Origin of the sequence: Streptomyces sp. Y1 (assembly GCF_041053115.1) — a bacterium.
Lineage (GTDB): Bacteria > Actinomycetota > Actinomycetes > Streptomycetales > Streptomycetaceae > Kitasatospora > Kitasatospora rubellomurina.
Genome location: NZ_CP163445.1, coordinates 5,546,965 through 5,563,290 on the forward strand (window position 1 = coordinate 5,546,965; position 16,326 = coordinate 5,563,290).

Consider the following 16,326-nt stretch of genomic DNA (forward strand, 5'->3'; position numbering starts at 1 on the left):
TCTCCTGTCCTGTCGTGCGTCCTGTCTCCTGTCCTGTCGTGTGCCCTGCCGTGCGGGGCGGTCGGGCACGAAGCGGAAACGTTTCGCCCTTGACCTTGACGGTGTGTCCCGGCGCCTCTAGGTTCGCTGCAAGTTTCCGGCAAGTTACAGAAACTTCCTGCAGAGAACGGCTGCCCCCACCCCAGCCACCCCCATGGAGACGATGTGGTCACCACCGCCCCCACGCGCCGGCCTGCCCGCCTGGCCGGCGCGCTCACCGCCTCGGCGGCGCTCGCGCTCTCGCTCACCGCGGGCATCGCCGCCCCCGCCGCCCAGGCCGCCCCGCCCGCGAACAACGGCAAGGACGTCACCGCCACCCTCTTCGAGTGGCGCTTCGACTCCGTCGCGCAGGCCTGCACCTCCACCCTCGGCCCCAAGGGCTACGGCTTCGTCGAGGTCTCGCCGCCGCAGGAGCACATCCAGGGCCCGCAATGGTGGACCTCCTACCAGCCGGTCGGTTACCAGATCGCCGGACGGCTGGGCGACCGCACCTCGTTCAAGAACATGGTCGACACCTGCCACGCGGCCGGTGTCAAGGTGATCGCCGACGCGGTGGTCAACCACATGTCGGCCGGCTCCGGGACGGGCACCGGCGGCACGGCGTACACCAAGTACAACTACCCCGGCACGTACCAGGACCAGGACTTCCACGCCTGTCGGCAGCCGATCACCAACTACCAGGACCGCACCAACGTGCAGACCTGCGAACTGGTCGACCTCGCCGACCTGGACACCGGCAGCGCGAAGGTCCAGAGCACCATCGCGCACTACCTCGACGACCTCGGCTCGCTCGGCGTCGACGGCTACCGGATCGACGCCGCCAAGCACATCGCCGCCGGCGACCTCGCCGCGATCAAGGCCAGGATGGCCAACCCGAACGCCTACTGGGTGCAGGAGGTCATCTACGGCGCCGGCGAGCCGATCCAGCCCACCGAGTACACCGGCAACGGCGACGTCGACGAGTTCCGGGTCGGCACCGACCTCAAGCGGATCTTCACCGGCGACAAGCTCGCCAACCTCAACGGCTGGGGCGCCTCCTGGGGCTACCTGCCGAGCAACCAGGCCCGCAGCTTCGTCGACAACTGGGACACCGAGCGCAACGGCTCCACGCTCAACTACACCTACGGCAACACCTACACGCTGGCCAACGTCTTCCTGCTGGCCTCGACGTACGGCTCGCCCAACGTCTACTCGGGCTACGGCTTCACGAACAAGGACGACGGCCCGCCGAACGGCGGCACCGTCAACGCCTGCTACCAGGACGGCTGGAACTGCACCCACGCCTGGCGGCAGATCGCCAACATGGTCGGCTTCCGCAACGCCGTCGCGGGCACCGGGGTGACCGACTGGTGGTCCAACGGCAACAACGCGATCGCCTTCGGGCGCGGCAACCGGGGCTACGTCGCGATCAACCACGAGAGCGGCGCGATCACCCAGACCTTCCAGACCGCGCTGCCGGCCGGCACCTACTGCGACGTCCAGCACGGCGACCCGCAGCCGGGCGGCGGCTGCACCGGCCCGACGTACCAGGTCGGAGCCAACGGGCAGTTCACCGCGACGGTGGGGGCGGGCGACGCGGTCGCGCTGTACGTCCAGCCCGGGGCGACGGTCTCCGGCGCCTCGTTCAACGTCAACGCGACCACCTCGCTCGGCCAGAACGTCTACGTGGTCGGCGACGTCCCCGCGCTCGGCGGCTGGGACCCGGCGAAGGCGCTGCCGCTGTCCTCGTCCGGCTACCCGGTCTGGTCGCTGGCGCTCTCGCTGCCGCCCGGCACCGCCTTCCAGTACAAGTACGTGCGCAAGGACGCGAGCGGCGCGGTCACCTGGGAGTCCGGGGCCAACCGGACGGCGACGGTGCCCGGCTCGGGCACGGTGACGCTGAACGACACCTGGCGGCCGTAGGGCTGGTGGCGGCGGTCCCGTCGCCGAAGCGGGGAGATTCCGGGGCCCCCGTCAGTCCGGCGATGACGAGGGTCCCTCCCCGGGGTGGCCGGGCCGGTTGAAACCCCCGGATCGGGGGACGGTCCTGCCACCATCGCGGGATGAGAACCAGCCCCCTCGTCCTCGACGTCGAACTGTGCGGCGGCCGCTGGGACGGCCACCGCAAGCGCGTCAACGCCGCCGCCCCGCCGCCCGCGCTGCGGATGCTGCTGCGGGTCGAGCTGCCGGCCGCCGAGGACGGCGAGTACTGGCCGACCACCAGCGTCTACCGGCTCGACGACGGCGGCGGTGCGCCGCGGTACCGGCACTCGCACGACGAGTAGCCGGTGCGGCCGCCGCCGAGCCGTTCCCCGTACCGGCGGCCGCGTCCGGCCCCCGCATCCCACCCCCGCTGTCCGACCCCCGCTGTCCGACCCCCGCCGGACGGCGGGCAGGTGAAGGGTTTTACCTGATCGCGAACAAACATTGGATTTCCGGTGGCCACCGCGCAACCGGCCCGCCCCGGCCCACGTCATAGGATCGCAGGAAGGTTCGCCGCCCGTAAGGGAGGGCGAACCGTCGCCCGGGGGCCGCACCAGCACCGCGTTCCGGGCCTGTCCGGCCCCACCGGGGGGCCGCCGCCCGGTCAGACGGTCCGGGTGTGACATCGGTCGGAGAGTCCTCACCGTGCTTAGGCAGTCGTCCCGTTACCGCGCCCTCCTGACCGGCGCCGCCACGCTCGTCCTGGCCGCCACGCTCGCGGCCTGCGGGGGGAGTTCCGGCGGCGGGAAGGGGGACGGCGCCAAGGCGGACGCCACCCCGTCCGCGGCCGACAGCGCCGCGCCGACCAGCCCCGCCGGCACCCCGGCGGCCGGCGCGACGACCGCCGCCGCCTCGGGGAAGGTGCTGATGCCCACCGGTCCGGCCGCGTCGCTCAACAAGGTCCGGGACACCGCCGCGGGCCCGATCTTCTCGACCAAGGTGACCGGCGCGAAGTCCGGCGTGACCGGCCAGGTCTGGGTCTGGCTGCCGCCCGAGTACAACGACCCCAAGTACGCCAAGACCGGCTTCCCGGTGCTCACCCTCTACGCGGGCGGCCAGAGCAACGGCTACAACACCTGGACCGACAACCAGCTGCCGATCCAGGAGGAGGACGAGCGGCTGGTCAAGGACGGCAAGGCCCACCCGTTCATCATGATCATGCCGGTGCAGAACTTCAACAGCGACGAGAAGAACGCGCTGGACTGCTCCGACATCCCGGGCCAGCCCAAGATGGGCACCTGGATGGCCGAGGACATCCCGGACTTCGTCCGCGCCAACTTCCGTACCGTGAAGGGCCGCGACGGCTGGGGCATCATGGGCGCCTCCACCGGCGGCTTCTGCAGCGCCAAGCTCGCCCTGCAGTACCCCAACGTCTACAAGGCCGCGGTGCCGATCGACGGCTACTTCATCCCGGACTCCGGGCTGTGGAAGGGCCACGACGCCGAGAAGGCGGCCAACAACCCCGACATCCTGGTCACCCAGGGCAAGGCCGACGTGAAGATGTACGTCACGGCGGGCGGTGCCAACGGCTACGAGAAGGCCGTGGTCACGAACTGGGTGAAGAAGGCCGTCGCGCCGGTGTCCATCGAGTACTACGAGCAGCCGGGCGGCAAGCACCTGACCTCGGACTTCAAGAAGATGATCCCGGACACGCTGCAGTGGCTGACCAAGCAGCTGGCGGGGCCGGCCGCCGACTGACCCGTCCGGTCCGCCGACCAGACGGCCCGCTGATCCGACGGCCCGGGGCACCGCGTGTGCCCCGGGCTTTCGCGTGCCCGGACGCGGGTCCGGCGCCGGCCCGGAACCCCCGCTCGGGCCCGTCCCGCGTGCCCCGCCCGGGTGCCGGAAAACGCCTGTGACCTGCGCGTCAATCGGACATTGATTCGCTTCTGATCGACTGCGAGCACCTTGGATGGGGCCGCCTCACCACCGGCAGCCCCCATCCGCCCGCCAGCCGTGAAGAGAGTGCCATGCCGATCCACCTCCTGCCGCAGCCGTCCCCGTCCGTGCCCGAGCAGCGGTCGCAGTCCGGGGCCGAGGCCCGGGGCGCGAGCGCGTACGGGCACGACGCCGACGAGGAGCCGGCGACCATGCGGTTCGCCGGGCTGCGGCTGGTGCACGCCGCGCTGCGGCGCGACCTCGCCCGGCTGCCCAACGCGCTGCGGCTGCTCCAGCCCGGGGAGGACGACCAGGGCGAGGCGCTGCTGCGGCACTGGAACTTCATGACCGCGATGCTCACCTGCCACCACGAGCAGCAGGACACCCGGATCTGGCCGATCGTGCGCCGCTTCGCGCCCGAGCTGCGGCTGCTGCTCAACTGGCTGGAGGACGACCACCACGCGCTGGACCACTCGTTCACCCGGGTCACCACGCTGGTCCGGATCGCCACCCGGGACACCGGCAGCGCCTGGCCGGTCGCCTATGCGATGGAGGACCTGGCCGCCCGGCTGGAGACCCACCTGCGGATCGAGGAGCGCCAACTGCTGCCCCGGATGGAGCTCGTGTTCACGGAGGGCTCCCGGCTCGGCGGGCTGGGCGAGCTGCTGGACCTGCTGTGCTCGGCGGACGGCCCCGGCACGCCGGACGCGCTGGCCTGGCTGCTGGACGGCGTCGACCAGGAGCAGATCGAGCGGCTGCTGGCCGAGTGCGACGACGACGTGGCGCGCAACTGGCCGCACTGGCAGGCCACCTACCAGCGCTGCACCGCGCGGCTCTGGGGCTCGCCCGGCGACCTCGTGCCCGGTGACCTCGCGCCCGGCGTTCCCACCCGGGCTTCGGACGACCTCCCGGCCGCGGGTCTGCGGTCCATCGGCTTCCCGTTCGGCGAGCTCTCGTCCGGCAACCCCGGGCACGGCACCGACTGAGCGCGGGGGCTTTTCGCGGCCCGTCGATCTACGCGCGTGGCACAGGTCGGGGGCATATGCCAACCGCTGGAAGAAGATCGTCGACGCGCCGGCGGTGCTACCGTCCGCCGGTGACCTCTCTGCTGCAACCCCCGCTGATCACCCGGCTGCTGGCCGCCGAGCGCATCCTCGTGGCCGGGGCCGGCGGCGGATTCGACGTGTACGCCGGCCTCCCGATCGCCCTCGCCCTGCGCGCCGCCGGCAGGGAGGTGCACCTGGCCAACCTCTCCTTCACCCACCTCTACGGCCTGCCCGGCGAGGTGTGGCACGAGCCCGACCTGGCCCGGATCCGGCCGGACACCCCCGCCCCCGAGGGCTACTTCCCCGAGCGCACGCTGGCCCGCTGGCTGCGGCTGCACGGCCTGCCCGACACCGTGTGGGCCTTCCCGACGGTGGGCGTCCAGCCGCTGCGCGAGGCGTACCGGCGGCTGGTCGACCACCTGGGCGTGGACGCGATCCTGCTGGTCGACGGCGGCACCGACATCCTGATGCGCGGCGACGAGATCGGCCTCGGCACCCCCGAGGAGGACATGGCCAGCCTGGCCGCGGTGGCCGGCCTGACCGAGGTCCCGGAGCGGTTGGTCGCCTGCCTGGGCTTCGGCGTCGACGCCCACCACGGCGTCAACCACTCGCTGGTGCTGGAGAACCTGGCCGCGATCGACCGGGCCGGCGGCTACCTCGGCGCCTTCTCCGTCCCGCGCGACAGCCGCGAGGGCGCGCTCTACCTGGACGCCGTCGAGCACGCCCGGGCCGCCTTCCCCGAGCACCCCAGCATCGTCAACGGCTCAGTGGCGGCCGCGCTGCGCGGCGAGTTCGGCGACGTCCGGTTCACCGAGCGGACGAGGGGCGAGCAGCTCTTCATCAACCCGCTGATGACGCTCTACTTCGGCGTGACGGTCGAGGCGCTGGCCGCCGAGAACCGCTACCTGGACCGGCTGGAGCACACCGTGCTGATGCGCCAGATCGCCACCGCCATCGCGGAGTTCCAGGACGAGCTGCCCCGGCAGCGGCCGCGCCGGCAGTTCCCGCACTGAGCCGGGCGGTCGCCGGCTCCCGGCGACGGCCGCGCTCAGCCCGCGGCGATCCGGAACTCCAGGTTGCCGAACCGCACCTGGTCGCCCGGGCGGACCCGGACGGCTCCGGCGATCCGGCGCCCGTTGACGTGCGTGCCGTTGGTCGAGCCGAGGTCGTACAGCACCCAGTCGCCGCCCTCCTGCCGCAGTTCGGCGTGCCGGCGGGAGACCGAGGGGTCGTGCAGCCGCAGGCCCGAGCCGGGCAGCCGACCGATCGTCAACTGCCCGGCACCGACCTGCGGGAGGCTCAGCCCGGGCAGCCGCTCGGTGCGCCAGGCCCGCCCCAGCCGGTCGCCGAAGGCGGAGAACCGGCCGACCGTCCGCAGCACGAAGCGTTCGACCGGGCCGCCGGCGGGCAGCCCGGCCAGCGCGGCGTCCAACTCGCCCCGGCTGTCGGCGCGCAGGACGATCTCCATCCGGCCGAGGAAGGTGTCGTGCGAGAGCCGCCCGCTGCCCGCGCCGTCCTTGAGCACCCCGAGTGCCTCGTCCCGTTCGGCGTCGGACGGCCGGACCGCACCGGTGTGGAACTCAGCAGGCGTCATGGCCCGATTGTCGGCTCGGCCGACTCGGAGTGTCCAGCTCGCGCCGTGCGCCGGCGCCGGGGGAGTACCTCACTGAGCGACAGACGCCCGCCCGGCCCGGGCGGTTCCGCGCGGTTCCGAGCGCTGGGGCCTGCGCCCCGGTCGTCAGCCCTTGCGGGCGGCGGCCAGGATCTTCTCCGTGGTGTGCAGGAAGCGCGAGGTGACCGACCCCCGGTAGGCCTTGTCGAACACCTCCTTGGTGACCCACTTGCCGTCCCGCAGGTGGATCACCAGGTACGCGGCCCCCGGATCGGCGCCCAGCACCTCGACGTCGCCCTTCGGCGAGCGGTGCGGGCGCGCCAGCTCGGCCGGCAGCGGCTCCGACAGGAAGGCGATCACCAGCCGGACGTCCGGCGTCACCTCGACGCCCCGGAACGGCTCGGCGGCGAGCAGCGCGGCGACCTCCTCGACCGTCCGCAGCATCACCGGCACCGGGTAGCCGAGCTCGCGCTCCAGGTGCTCCTCGATCCGCGCGGTCAGCGCGGCGCGGCCCGGTCCGTCGGTGGCGTCGGAGGTGAAGAAGACGTTGCCGCTCTGGATGTACGAGCGGACGCCGCCCAGCCCCAACTCGGCGAAGAGCGCCCGTAGCCGCTCCATCTTCACCGTCCGGCCGCCGACGTTGATGGCCCGCAGGAACGCGATGTAGGTGGTCGTGGTCGTGGTGGTCACCGGGCCAGTGTGGCACCGGCCACCGACAGCCGCCCGGCGCCGGTTCGTCCCCGGCGTTCGTCCCCGGCGTTTGTCAGTGGTGGGTGCCAGACTGGCGCCATGGCTACCTGGCAGGATTTCGAGCAGGAGGCACCCGAACTCGCGGCCCTGGTACGGGCCCGGTTCGAGGCCGATAAGCACCACGTCCTGGCGACGCTGCGCAAGGACGGTTCACCCCGGGTGAGCGGTACGGAGGTCGAGTTCGTCGGCGCCGACCTCTGGCTCGGCTCCATGTACCACGCGGTCAAGGCCCGCGACCTCCAGCGGGACGGCCGCTTCGCGCTGCACTCCCACCCGGGGAACGAGACCATGGAGGGCGGCGACTCCAAGATCGCCGGCCTCGTGGTCGAGGTCACCGACGAGGTCGAACTCCTCGCCTTCGCCGCCGAGTTGCCCGAGCCGCCGCCCACCCCGTTCCACCTGTTCCGGCTGGACCTGCGGCAGGTCGTGCACACCAGCCTGGAGGGCGACCACCTCTGGGTCCTCAACTGGCACCCGGGCCGGCCGGTGGAGCGGATCCAGCTGCACTGACCGCTCCCCGGGGGCCGCTACGGCAGGACGGACTTCAGCGCCTCCGGCGTACGGGCCACCACGGCGTGCCCGTCGTCCGCGGTGATGATCGGCCGCTGGATCAGCACGGGGTGCTCGGCCAGCGCGGCGATCCAGCGCGCCCGGTCGCCCGGCTCCCGGCCCCACTGCCGCATCGCCAGCTCCCGGGCGGTCGCCTCGTCGATGCGGGTGATGTCCCACGGCTCCAGGCCCAGGCGCTCCAGCACCTGCTCCAGCTCGGCGACGGTCGGCGGGTCCTCCAGGTAGCGGCGCACGGTGTACTCGACCCCGTGGGTGTTCAGCTCGCTCAGCGCCGTCCGGCACTTGCTGCAACGGGGGTTGATCCAGATCTCCATGCCGACCAGCCTACCGAGCCGCCCGCCGCCCCACCCGGCGTGGCGGCGCCGTGGCAGCGGCGTGAACGGCACGGGAACTCCGCCGGGCCCGGTGACGGTTCAGGAACCGGAACCATCGTCTCGGAGGGGAGTGCCGGATGGACGGCGCGACGATCATCGAACAGCTCATGACCACGGAGGTCAGGGCCGATCCGTACCCGCTGTACGGGAAGGCCCGCGCGCTGGGCCCGATCGCCCCGGCCGGGGACGGCATGTTCGTGGTGAGCGGCTACGAGGCGGTCAACAAGGTGCTGCGCACCCCCGGCTTCGGCGTGGCGACCGCCGAGATGATGGCGGGCACCGCTCCCGAGCTGGCGACGCACTCCTCGCTCGCCCTGTTCGGCCGCTCGATCCTCCAGCGCAACGCCCCCGACCAGCCCCGGGTCCGGGCGCTGATCGCCTCGGTGTTCAACGCCCGCCGGGTCGCCGCGCTGCGCCCCGCCGTGGAGACGGCGGTCGGCCGGCTGCTCGACGAGATGGCCGAGCAGGGTGCGGACGGCTCGCCCGTCGACTTCATGGACGCCTTCGCCTTCCGGCTGCCGGTCGGCGTGATATGCGAGCTGCTCGGCGTCCCCGACCAGGACCGCTACCGCTTCCGCGGCCTCACCTCCGACCTGACCGTCGCCCTGGAGGTCCTCAAGGACCTCGACGAACTGGGCCCGGCGGACGCGGCGGCCGAGGAGATGACCCGGTACTTCACCGAGCTGGCCGCCGAACGCCTCGCCCGCCCGCAGGACGACCTGGTGACCGACCTGGCCCGGATCGCCGCCGAGGACGACGGCCGGCTCTCCGCCGAGGAACTGCTGGCCAACCTGGTGCTGCTGCTGGTGGGCGGCTTCGAGACCACCACCAACCTGCTCGGCAACGGCCTCGCCCTGCTCTTCCGCCACCCCGAGGTGGCCGAGGGGCTGCGCAGCGGCGCCGTCTCCCCGGCCCTGTTCACCGACGAGGTGCTGCGCTTCGACTCCCCGGTCCAGGCCACCGTCCGGGTCGCGCTGGAGGAGGGCCTGGCCGTCGACGGGCTGCCCGTCCCGCCCGGCAGCACGGTGACCGTGCTGATCGGCTCGGCCAACCACGACCCGGCCCGGTACGACCGCCCCGAGGTGTTCGACCCGGCCCGCACCGACAGCCAGCCGCTCAGCTTCGGCGGCGGCCAGCACTTCTGCCTGGGCTCCCAGCTGGCCCGGCTGGAGGGCGAGATCGCGGTGCCCGCCCTGCTGGACCGCTTCCCCCGGCTCGCCCCCGGCGGCGTCCCCACCCGGCGGGACCGGCTGGTGCTGCGCGGCTACCAGACCCTGCCGGTGACCGTGCGCTGACCACCCCCGGACGCCCGGTGCCCGAGGCCGACCCGGTCCCGGGCACCGGGCCGTCCGGCCGCTCGTGGCCGGGGCGGCGGTGGGGGAGCATGGAGGGACGAACCGGTCGTACCGGGCCCTGTCCGGCCCCGGCGGCCGGACCGGTCGGCCAGGAGGTCCCCGCCGTGCCCGCACCAAGCCGCCCGCCGCCCCCCGTGGTCGAGCCGCCCCGGGTGCCGCGCTGGGTGCCCTGGCTGCCGGTGGCCCTCCTGCTGCTCGACCTGCTCATCGAGGCCGTCGTCCCGGACGCCGTGGCCGCCGGCTTCCTGCTCACCGCCCTGCCCGTGGTCGCCGCCTTCAGCTACGGGCCGGCGCTCACCGCCGCCACCACCGCGGGGGCCCTCGCCCTGCAGATCCTGCTCGCCCTGCGGGCCGGGCACATCAACGAGCAGCACCACGTCTGGGTCTACATCGCCACCCTGCTCTCCGGCGTGATGGGCACCGCGCTGGCCTGGCAGCGCATCCGGCAGAACCGCAACCTGCTGCAGGCCCGCACCGTCGCCGAGACCCTGCAGCGCACCGTGCTGCGGCCCGTCCCCGAGCGGGCCGGCGGCCTGCGGGTCGCCGGGCTCTACCGCCCCGCCCAGGCGGAGGTGCTGGTCGGCGGCGACCTGTACGAGGTGTGCGACACCCGCTTCGGCGTCCGGGTCCTGCTCGGCGACGTCCGGGGCAAGGGGCTCGGCGCGGTCCGTACCGTCGCCGACGTGCTCGGCGCCTTCCGGGCCGCCGCGCACGACACCCCCGGCCTGGTCGACCTCGCCGACCAGCTCGACCGCGCCGTCCTGCGCGACGCCACCGACCGCGGCGACGACGAGCTCTTCGCCACCGCCGTCCTCCTCCAGTACCGGCCCGGCGCCGACTGCGTCGAGATCGTCAACCGCGGCCACACCACCCCGCTGCTGCTCGCCGGGGGCGCCATCACCCTGGTGTCCTGCGCCGACGAGCTGCCGCTCGGCCTCGGCCACCTCGGCCCGCCCGACGAACGCGGCAAACCCACCGTCGTCGTGCTGCCCCCGGGCCACACCGTCCTGCTCTACACCGACGGCGTCAGCGAGGCCCGCGACGCCACCGGCACCTTCTACCCGCTCGCCACCCGCCTCACCGCCTTCGGCGACACCACCCCCGACCGGGTGGTCTCCTTCCTCGCCCAGGACGTCCACCAGTTCGCCGGCCTCCTCGCCGACGACCTCGCCGTCCTCGCCCTCACCCCGGAACACTGACCGGCCCGGCCCGCCGCCCACCCGGCCGTCGTCCGCCGGCCGGCCCGGAGCAACGCGGTCTCCGCGGTATCGAGTTCGCCGGCCGTGACGATATCGGTTTGGAATGTGCTCGAACTGACGATCATATTCCTTTGGAATGGCCCGGTTGAGCGAGTGTCGGAATCTCTGATATATGCTGCACGGGTATCGTGGGAAGGGCGGGTGGAAGCCGTCTTTTCCGTTGATCGGACCCAAGGCTGGACTGTTGAATCCAGAGAAGATCCTTTTATCGGTTTTTGCCCCGGAGGGCAGGGACAATCCCTATCCCGCCCTGGCCGGACTCCGGGAGGTGGCGCCGGTTTACTACAGTGTGACGATCAGCTCGCATTTCTTGACCACTTTCGCAGGCTGCCAGGCCGTTCTCACCGGCCCCGACTTCCTGGTGCCCGACCGGGAATGGTGCGAGCGGAGAATTCCGGAAGGCATCGGTCGCCCGGCCGCCGACTTCTTCTACTCCTCGATGCTGGCCACCAACCACGACGCCCATGATCGACTCCGCCGCCTGGTGGTCCGGGAGCTGAGCGCCCGCCGGGTCGCCGCACTGCGGGCCAGGGTGGAGGAGCTCGGCGCCGAACTGCTGGACGCCTTCGCGGAGGCCGCCGCCGGCGGCGCGGTCGCGGACTTCCACGAGTTGGTCGCGTTGCCCCTTCCGGTCGCGATGGTCGGCGAGCTGATCGGCGTGCCGCGCGCGGATCAGCAGGGCCTGAGCCTGCTCGGTGACGATGCCGTCCGGCTGCTGGAGCCCGTCCGCACCCCGGAGGACTGGGCCCGGGCCGACCGGGGGGTGGGAGGGCTGCGGACGTACTTCGCCGGACTGCTGCACGAACGCCGTTCCCGGCCTGCCGACGACCTCGCCTCGGCCTTGGCCGTGGGCCCCCTGACGGACAGCGCCGGGCTGACGGACGACGAACTCGTCGATGTGCTGGTCCTGATGTTCGCCGCCGGCTTCGAGACCACCGCCGCGATGCTCGGGATGGCGGTGCACGCCCTGCTCAGCCATCCAGAGCAGTGGGCCTTGCTGCGGCGTCGGCCCGAGCTGGTGCCGGCCGCGCTGGAGGAGTCGCTGCGCTGGGACGCTCCGGTACCGATGACGGAACGGATCACGGCACGGGCCACGGAGGTCGCCGGGGTCCCCCTGCCGGCCGGAGCCAGCGTCATCGCGGTCATGGCGGCCGCTCACCGGGACCCCGAGGTGTTCGCGGACCCGGACGCCTTCACGATCGGACGGCCGGACGGCCGGGTGCTGAGCTTCAGCGCGGGCGCGCACTACTGCGTGGGCACCGCACTGGCCCGGCTGGAGGGAGTCGTCCTGCTGCGCCAACTACTGCACCGTTTACCGCGACTGACGCCGTCCGGACCGCCGACCCGGCGCACCGGCGACGGTCTGCGCGGCTTCACCCGCCTCCCGCTGGCCCTGGCCGGCTGACCCGCCCCCGCAGTCCCGATCACCGTCCTTGGAGGAACCGGTCCCGTGCAATTCCTGCAGCGTGAACGTGCCGCCCTGGAGACCCACCTGCCCGGCTTGGACGCCGCTCTGGCAGCCCACCCCCTGGAGCGCCTGGAGAGCACCCCCAGCCCGGCGATCGGCGCGTTCCGCGCGGCCGGCGGCCCCGGCCTGCTGGTGCCCCGTGCCCTGGGCGGCAAGGGCGTGAGCGCCCTGGAGGCGGTGCGCGTCCAGCGTGCGGTCGGGGCCCGCTGCCCCTCGCTCGCGGTGGCCACCACCATGCACCACTTCTCGGTGGCCGGACTGGTCCGCTCCGCCTCTCCGGGCGCTCCGGAGGAGCAGGTGCTCGCCTCGATCGCCGCCGACGGCCTGCTCCTGGCCTCCGCCTTCGCGGAGGGCCGGGCCGGCCAGAACATCCTCAAGCCGCACATCACCGCCCGTCGCCGGGGGGAACGGGTGGTGCTGAACGGCAGCAAGATGCCGTGCAGCCTGTCCCGTTCGATGGACCTGCTGACGGCCTCGGTGCTGCTCGCGGACGAGGACGGCGTCGAGCGGCTGGCCGTCGCGCTGGTCCCCGCCGCCACGCCGGGCATCGAGGTGCGACCGTTCTGGCGCAACACGGTGCTGGCCGGCGCGGAGAGCGAGGAGGTGGTGCTGACCGAGGTCGAGGTCGACCAGGAGATGGTCCTGGTCACCGAGGTCACGGCCGACGCGGTACCCGACGACCTCAACACGGCGGGCTTCCTCTGGTTCGAGCTGCTGCTGACGGCCGGCTACCTGGGCGTGGCCAGCGCACTGGTGGAGCGGGCGCTGACCAAGCCCGGCGGCCCCCCGCAGGACCCGACCGGGCCCCTGGCGGAGGTGGAGGCCGCGATGCTCGCGGTGGAGTCGGTGGCCCGGGCGATGGCGGACCGCCACCAGCCCTGGGACGACGGCCTGCTGGTGGCCGCGCTGATGGCCCGCTACGCGGCGGAGGACGCCATCGCCCGCACCAGCCGCAGCTGCCTGGCCGCCCTGGGCGGTATGGCGTTCGTCGGCTCGACCGAGGGCAGTTACCTGGCCTCGGCGGCGGGGGCACTCGGCTTCCACCCGCCCGCCCGGGCACGGATGGCCGGCCCGCTGCGCGAATACCTCGACGGCCGTCCGCTGCGGATCGGATGACGGGGGTGGAAGCCGCGGCCGACTACCGGGTCGAGGTGGTGCGCGGCGTCGACGCGCTCCCGGAGGGGCTGTGGGAGCGCCTGGCGCCGCCGGGCGACCCGATGTGGTCGCGCGACGTGCTGCGCGCGATGGAGGTGTCCGCGATCGGGCCGGACGGGTACGCCTACCTGGTGCTCCGTCAGGACGCCCCCGGGGAGACGGGGGTGCTCGCGGTGCTGCCGGTCAGCCTGTTCTCCCGGCTGCGGCTGGACGAGGTGCTCGGGGCGGACGTCCGGCGCCGCCTCGCCCCCCTGCGACGCCTGCTCCCCGGCCTGCTGCGGGTTCCCATGCTGTTCTGCGGCCACCTGCTCGGCCAGGGACACCTGCTGACCGGCCGGCAGCTGCCGGCGCCGGCCCTCGACGCGCTGATCGGCGCGGCGCTGGCGCTGGCCCGCCGCGAAGGGCTCGGCACCGTGGTGTTCAAGGACTTCGCGCCCGTCGAACTGGCGGCGCTGCGGCCCTCCCTGGCCGGCGCCGGCTTCTTCTTCCTGCCCGCCCTCCCGGACACCGAACTCCGCTTGGGCCCGGGAGGGTTCGAGGACTACCTGACCCGACTGCCCGCCAAGGCGCGGCGCAACGCGCGCAGCAAACTGCGGCGGGCGGCGGCCTGGCCCGGGCTGCGGACGGAGGTGCTGGAGGACTTCGCACACCTGCTGCCGGAGATGCTCGGGCTGTATCGGCAGGTGATGGATCGGGCCGAACAGCGGCTGGACGTACTGGACGCCGACTTCCTGGCCGCCGTCCACAGCGGGCAGCCGGCCGGGCGCCGACTGGTGGCCTGTTTCGAGGGCGAGCGGCTGGTGGCCTTCCTCCTCTGCCTGTTCGCCGGGACGGGCGCCACCGGAGCCCGGATCGGCCTGGACTACCGGATCGCCCACGAGGCCGGGCTCTACCACGCGGTGCACCACGCCGCGATCCGGCTGGCCATCGACTCGGGGTGCACCCACATCCGGTTCGCCCAGACCGCCTATCAGCCGAAGGTCGAACTCGGCTGCGACCTCGTCGAGCAGTGGTACGCGATGACGCACCTCCGCCCGCTGCGGCGGGCCCTGCTGCGCCGGCTGCTCCCCCCGGCCCTGGTGGCCGCGAGGGCGAAGGCCCTCGGGCCGCACGCGGCCGAACACCTCCCCCTGTCCCTCCCCGAACCGAAGAGGTCGTCCCGTGCCGCACGTTGAGGTGGAACTGCCGATCGCCGCGCCGCCCGAGCTGGTCTGGGCGGCGGTGGTGGACGTGGAGTCGTACCAGCACTGCATGGAGAGCGTGGACGAGGTGGTGGTGGTCGAGCGGACCGACGCATGCCACCGCACCACCGCCTGGTCGGTGCGGCTGGAGGGCTCGGTGCTGCGGTGGACCGAAGCGGAGGTGATCGACCCGGCGGCCCGGCGTTTCGACTTCCGCCAACTCACCGGAGACCTGGGCGAGTTCTCCGGCCACTGGGCGGTCAGGCAGGCGGCCGACGGCGGCAGCCTCGTGGTGCTCTGCGCCGACTTCGACATCGGCATCCCGCTGCTCGCGGAGATGCTCAACCCGATCGCGGCCGACGCCCTGCGCGAGAACGCCGAGCAGATGCTGACCGCGCTGCGCAGCCGGCTCGTCCCGGTCACGGCGGTGACCCGATGACGCCGGCCGCCGCGACCGAGGTGTTCGACCAGGTGCGCCGGCACCTGTCCGGGAAGCTCGCGCTGACCGGTGGTTTCGCCGGGCGCGGTGCGGTCGAGACGGCCGCCGAAGGCGCCAGGGTGACCCTGTCCGACGGGCGCCGGGTGCTGGACTTCGGCTCGTACGCCGTCACCCTGCTCGGTCACCGCCACCCCGAGGTGCTCGCCGCCGTCCACCGGCAGCTGGACACCATGCCCACCGCCACCCGGAGCCTGGCCAACCCCGTGGCGGCCGATGCGGCCGGTCGGTTGGCGGCACACCTCGGACACGTCCTGCCGAAGGTCCACTTCGGGCTGAACGGCTCGGACGCGGTGGAGGTCGCGGTCAAACTGGCCCGGCTGGCGACCGGCAGGGAGCGGGTGCTCGCGGTGCGCGGCGGCTTCCACGGGAAGTCGCTCGGCGCCCTGGCCCTGACGCACAGCCCGCTCTACCGGGTGGGCCTGCGCGGCTGCACCGTGGAGGTGGCGCACCTGGACCCGCAGGACGCGCGGGCCCTCGCCCGGGAGCTGGCAGCGGGACCGGTGGCCGCGCTGGTGTTCGAGCCGGTCCAGGGGGAGAACGGTGCGGTTCCGCTCCCGGTGGAGGTGCTGCGCCAGTGGTGCGCGGCGGCGGTGGAACACGGGGCGATGGTGATCGCCGATGAGATCCAGTGCGGCCTGCGCCGCTGCGGTGAGCCCTCGCTCGCGCTGGCCGCGGGCCTGCCGGTGGACGGCGTGCTGCTGGGCAAGCCGCTCGGCGGCGGCGTGGTCCCGCTGTCGGCCCTGGTCTGCTCGGAGCGGCTGTACGCACCGCTGGACGCCGATCCGTTCCTGCACTCCGCGACCTTCGGCGGACACCCGCTGAGCTGTGCGGCCCTGCCGCCCGCACTGGAGGTGATGGACCGGCTGGCGGGGCACGGCCGGGCACTCTCCGCCCTGCTGGACTCCGGCCTGGCGGACCTGCGCACTCGCCACCCGGAGACGGTGCGCGAGGTGCGGGGGCGGGGTCTGCTGCGCGGCGTCGACCTGGACACGCCCGCCCACGCGGGCGCGACGGTGCTCGAACTCGCCGCCCACGGCCTGCTGGTCTCGCCCTGTCTGGGCCGCCCGACCACCATCCGGCTGCTGCCGCCGCTGGTGGCCACCGAGGCCGAGCTCGCCGAAGGGCTCGGCATCCTGGACGAGGCCCTGGCCGCCGTGGCCGCCCGATGAACCCGCACC

General features: G+C 73.3%; 16 protein-coding genes. 13 read left to right on the forward strand and 3 right to left on the reverse strand.

Going from position 1 to position 16,326, the window contains the following annotated elements; all coding sequences use genetic code 11:
• Positions 1-204: 204 nt before the first annotated feature.
• The 5 genes from AB2U05_RS24030 to AB2U05_RS24050 all read left to right on the forward strand — a co-directional run bounded on the left by AB2U05_RS24030 (position 205) and on the right by AB2U05_RS24050 (position 5,938).
• Positions 205-1,941, forward strand: coding sequence for a carbohydrate-binding module family 20 domain-containing protein (locus AB2U05_RS24030; RefSeq protein ID WP_369184230.1), 1,737 nt, complete (start codon positions 205-207; stop codon positions 1,939-1,941).
• A gap of 140 nt (positions 1,942-2,081) precedes the next feature.
• Positions 2,082-2,303 carry a hypothetical protein gene (locus tag AB2U05_RS24035; protein WP_369184231.1) on the forward strand — a complete coding sequence of 74 codons (222 nt, stop codon included), beginning with the start codon at positions 2,082-2,084 and terminating at the stop codon, positions 2,301-2,303.
• 343 nt (positions 2,304-2,646) lie between these two features.
• Positions 2,647-3,699 (forward strand): alpha/beta hydrolase, encoded by a 1,053-nt coding sequence (locus AB2U05_RS24040; protein ID WP_369184232.1) that lies wholly within the window; start codon positions 2,647-2,649, stop codon positions 3,697-3,699.
• Between the two features lie 272 nt (positions 3,700-3,971).
• Entirely contained in the window at positions 3,972-4,865 is an 894-nt protein-coding gene (locus AB2U05_RS24045) for a hemerythrin domain-containing protein (RefSeq protein ID WP_369184233.1), read from the forward strand.
• Positions 4,866-4,975: 110 nt separating this feature from the next.
• Positions 4,976-5,938 carry a DUF1152 domain-containing protein gene (locus tag AB2U05_RS24050; protein ID WP_045710753.1) on the forward strand — a complete coding sequence of 321 codons (963 nt, stop codon included), beginning with the start codon at positions 4,976-4,978 and terminating at the stop codon, positions 5,936-5,938.
• Positions 5,939-5,973: 35 nt separating this feature from the next.
• Here AB2U05_RS24050 and AB2U05_RS24055 read toward each other — a convergent pair whose 3' ends face one another.
• Together AB2U05_RS24055 and AB2U05_RS24060 are read right to left on the reverse strand one after the other, a co-directional pair.
• Entirely contained in the window at positions 5,974-6,519 is a 546-nt protein-coding gene (locus AB2U05_RS24055; protein WP_369184234.1) for an FHA domain-containing protein, read from the reverse strand.
• 144 nt (positions 6,520-6,663) lie between these two features.
• A complete protein-coding gene (locus AB2U05_RS24060) occupies positions 6,664-7,227 on the reverse strand; it encodes a DUF1697 domain-containing protein (protein WP_369184235.1) in 564 nt (187 codons plus the stop codon).
• A 99-nt stretch (positions 7,228-7,326) separates the two neighbouring features.
• On the opposite strand from AB2U05_RS24060, the gene AB2U05_RS24065 reads away from it, so the two are divergent.
• Positions 7,327-7,797: a pyridoxamine 5'-phosphate oxidase family protein gene (locus AB2U05_RS24065; RefSeq protein ID WP_369184236.1), complete on the forward strand. Its 471-nt coding sequence runs from the start codon at positions 7,327-7,329 to the stop codon at positions 7,795-7,797.
• 17 nt (positions 7,798-7,814) lie between these two features.
• Here the strand turns inward: AB2U05_RS24065 and AB2U05_RS24070 are convergent, their stop codons facing one another.
• Positions 7,815-8,171 (reverse strand): ArsC/Spx/MgsR family protein, encoded by a 357-nt coding sequence (locus AB2U05_RS24070; protein ID WP_045692266.1) that lies wholly within the window; start codon positions 8,169-8,171, stop codon positions 7,815-7,817.
• A gap of 137 nt (positions 8,172-8,308) precedes the next feature.
• On the opposite strand from AB2U05_RS24070, the gene AB2U05_RS24075 reads away from it, so the two are divergent.
• From AB2U05_RS24075 to AB2U05_RS24105, 7 genes are all read left to right on the forward strand, one after another.
• On the forward strand, positions 8,309-9,526 hold the full coding sequence (locus tag AB2U05_RS24075) for a cytochrome P450 (protein WP_369184237.1): 1,218 nt from the start codon (positions 8,309-8,311) through the stop codon (positions 9,524-9,526).
• A gap of 164 nt (positions 9,527-9,690) precedes the next feature.
• A complete protein-coding gene (locus AB2U05_RS24080) occupies positions 9,691-10,785 on the forward strand; it encodes a PP2C family protein-serine/threonine phosphatase (protein WP_369184238.1) in 1,095 nt (364 codons plus the stop codon).
• 370 nt (positions 10,786-11,155) lie between these two features.
• A complete protein-coding gene (locus tag AB2U05_RS24085; protein ID WP_369184239.1) occupies positions 11,156-12,250 on the forward strand; it encodes a cytochrome P450 in 1,095 nt (364 codons plus the stop codon).
• Between the two features lie 45 nt (positions 12,251-12,295).
• Positions 12,296-13,429 carry an acyl-CoA dehydrogenase family protein gene (locus tag AB2U05_RS24090; protein ID WP_045710754.1) on the forward strand — a complete coding sequence of 378 codons (1,134 nt, stop codon included), beginning with the start codon at positions 12,296-12,298 and terminating at the stop codon, positions 13,427-13,429.
• Positions 13,426-14,643, forward strand: a complete 1,218-nt coding sequence (locus AB2U05_RS24095; RefSeq protein ID WP_369184240.1) for a GNAT family N-acetyltransferase — start codon at positions 13,426-13,428, stop codon at positions 14,641-14,643. Before AB2U05_RS24090 ends, AB2U05_RS24095 begins: the two co-directional genes overlap by 4 nt.
• Positions 14,630-15,088 carry a type II toxin-antitoxin system RatA family toxin gene (locus tag AB2U05_RS24100; RefSeq protein WP_045692222.1) on the forward strand — a complete coding sequence of 153 codons (459 nt, stop codon included), beginning with the start codon at positions 14,630-14,632 and terminating at the stop codon, positions 15,086-15,088. Before AB2U05_RS24095 ends, AB2U05_RS24100 begins: the two co-directional genes overlap by 14 nt.
• A complete protein-coding gene (locus AB2U05_RS24105; RefSeq protein WP_045692221.1) occupies positions 15,085-16,317 on the forward strand; it encodes an aspartate aminotransferase family protein in 1,233 nt (410 codons plus the stop codon). The genes AB2U05_RS24100 and AB2U05_RS24105 overlap by 4 nt, the downstream gene beginning before the upstream one ends.
• The last annotated feature ends 9 nt before the right edge of the window (positions 16,318-16,326 follow it).

Coding starts and splice junctions, on each gene's coding strand:
- AB2U05_RS24035 (WP_369184231.1), top strand. CDS start 2,082: ATGAGAACCAGCCCCCTCGTCCTCGACGTCGAACTGTGCGGCGGCCGC.
- AB2U05_RS24045 (WP_369184233.1), top strand. CDS start 3,972: ATGCCGATCCACCTCCTGCCGCAGCCGTCCCCGTCCGTGCCCGAGCAG.
- AB2U05_RS24055 (WP_369184234.1), bottom strand. CDS start 6,519: ATGACGCCTGCTGAGTTCCACACCGGTGCGGTCCGGCCGTCCGACGCC.
- AB2U05_RS24065 (WP_369184236.1), top strand. CDS start 7,327: ATGGCTACCTGGCAGGATTTCGAGCAGGAGGCACCCGAACTCGCGGCC.
- AB2U05_RS24070 (WP_045692266.1), bottom strand. CDS start 8,171: ATGGAGATCTGGATCAACCCCCGTTGCAGCAAGTGCCGGACGGCGCTG.
- AB2U05_RS24075 (WP_369184237.1), top strand. CDS start 8,309: ATGGACGGCGCGACGATCATCGAACAGCTCATGACCACGGAGGTCAGG.
- AB2U05_RS24095 (WP_369184240.1), top strand. CDS start 13,426: ATGACGGGGGTGGAAGCCGCGGCCGACTACCGGGTCGAGGTGGTGCGC.
- AB2U05_RS24105 (WP_045692221.1), top strand. CDS start 15,085: ATGACGCCGGCCGCCGCGACCGAGGTGTTCGACCAGGTGCGCCGGCAC.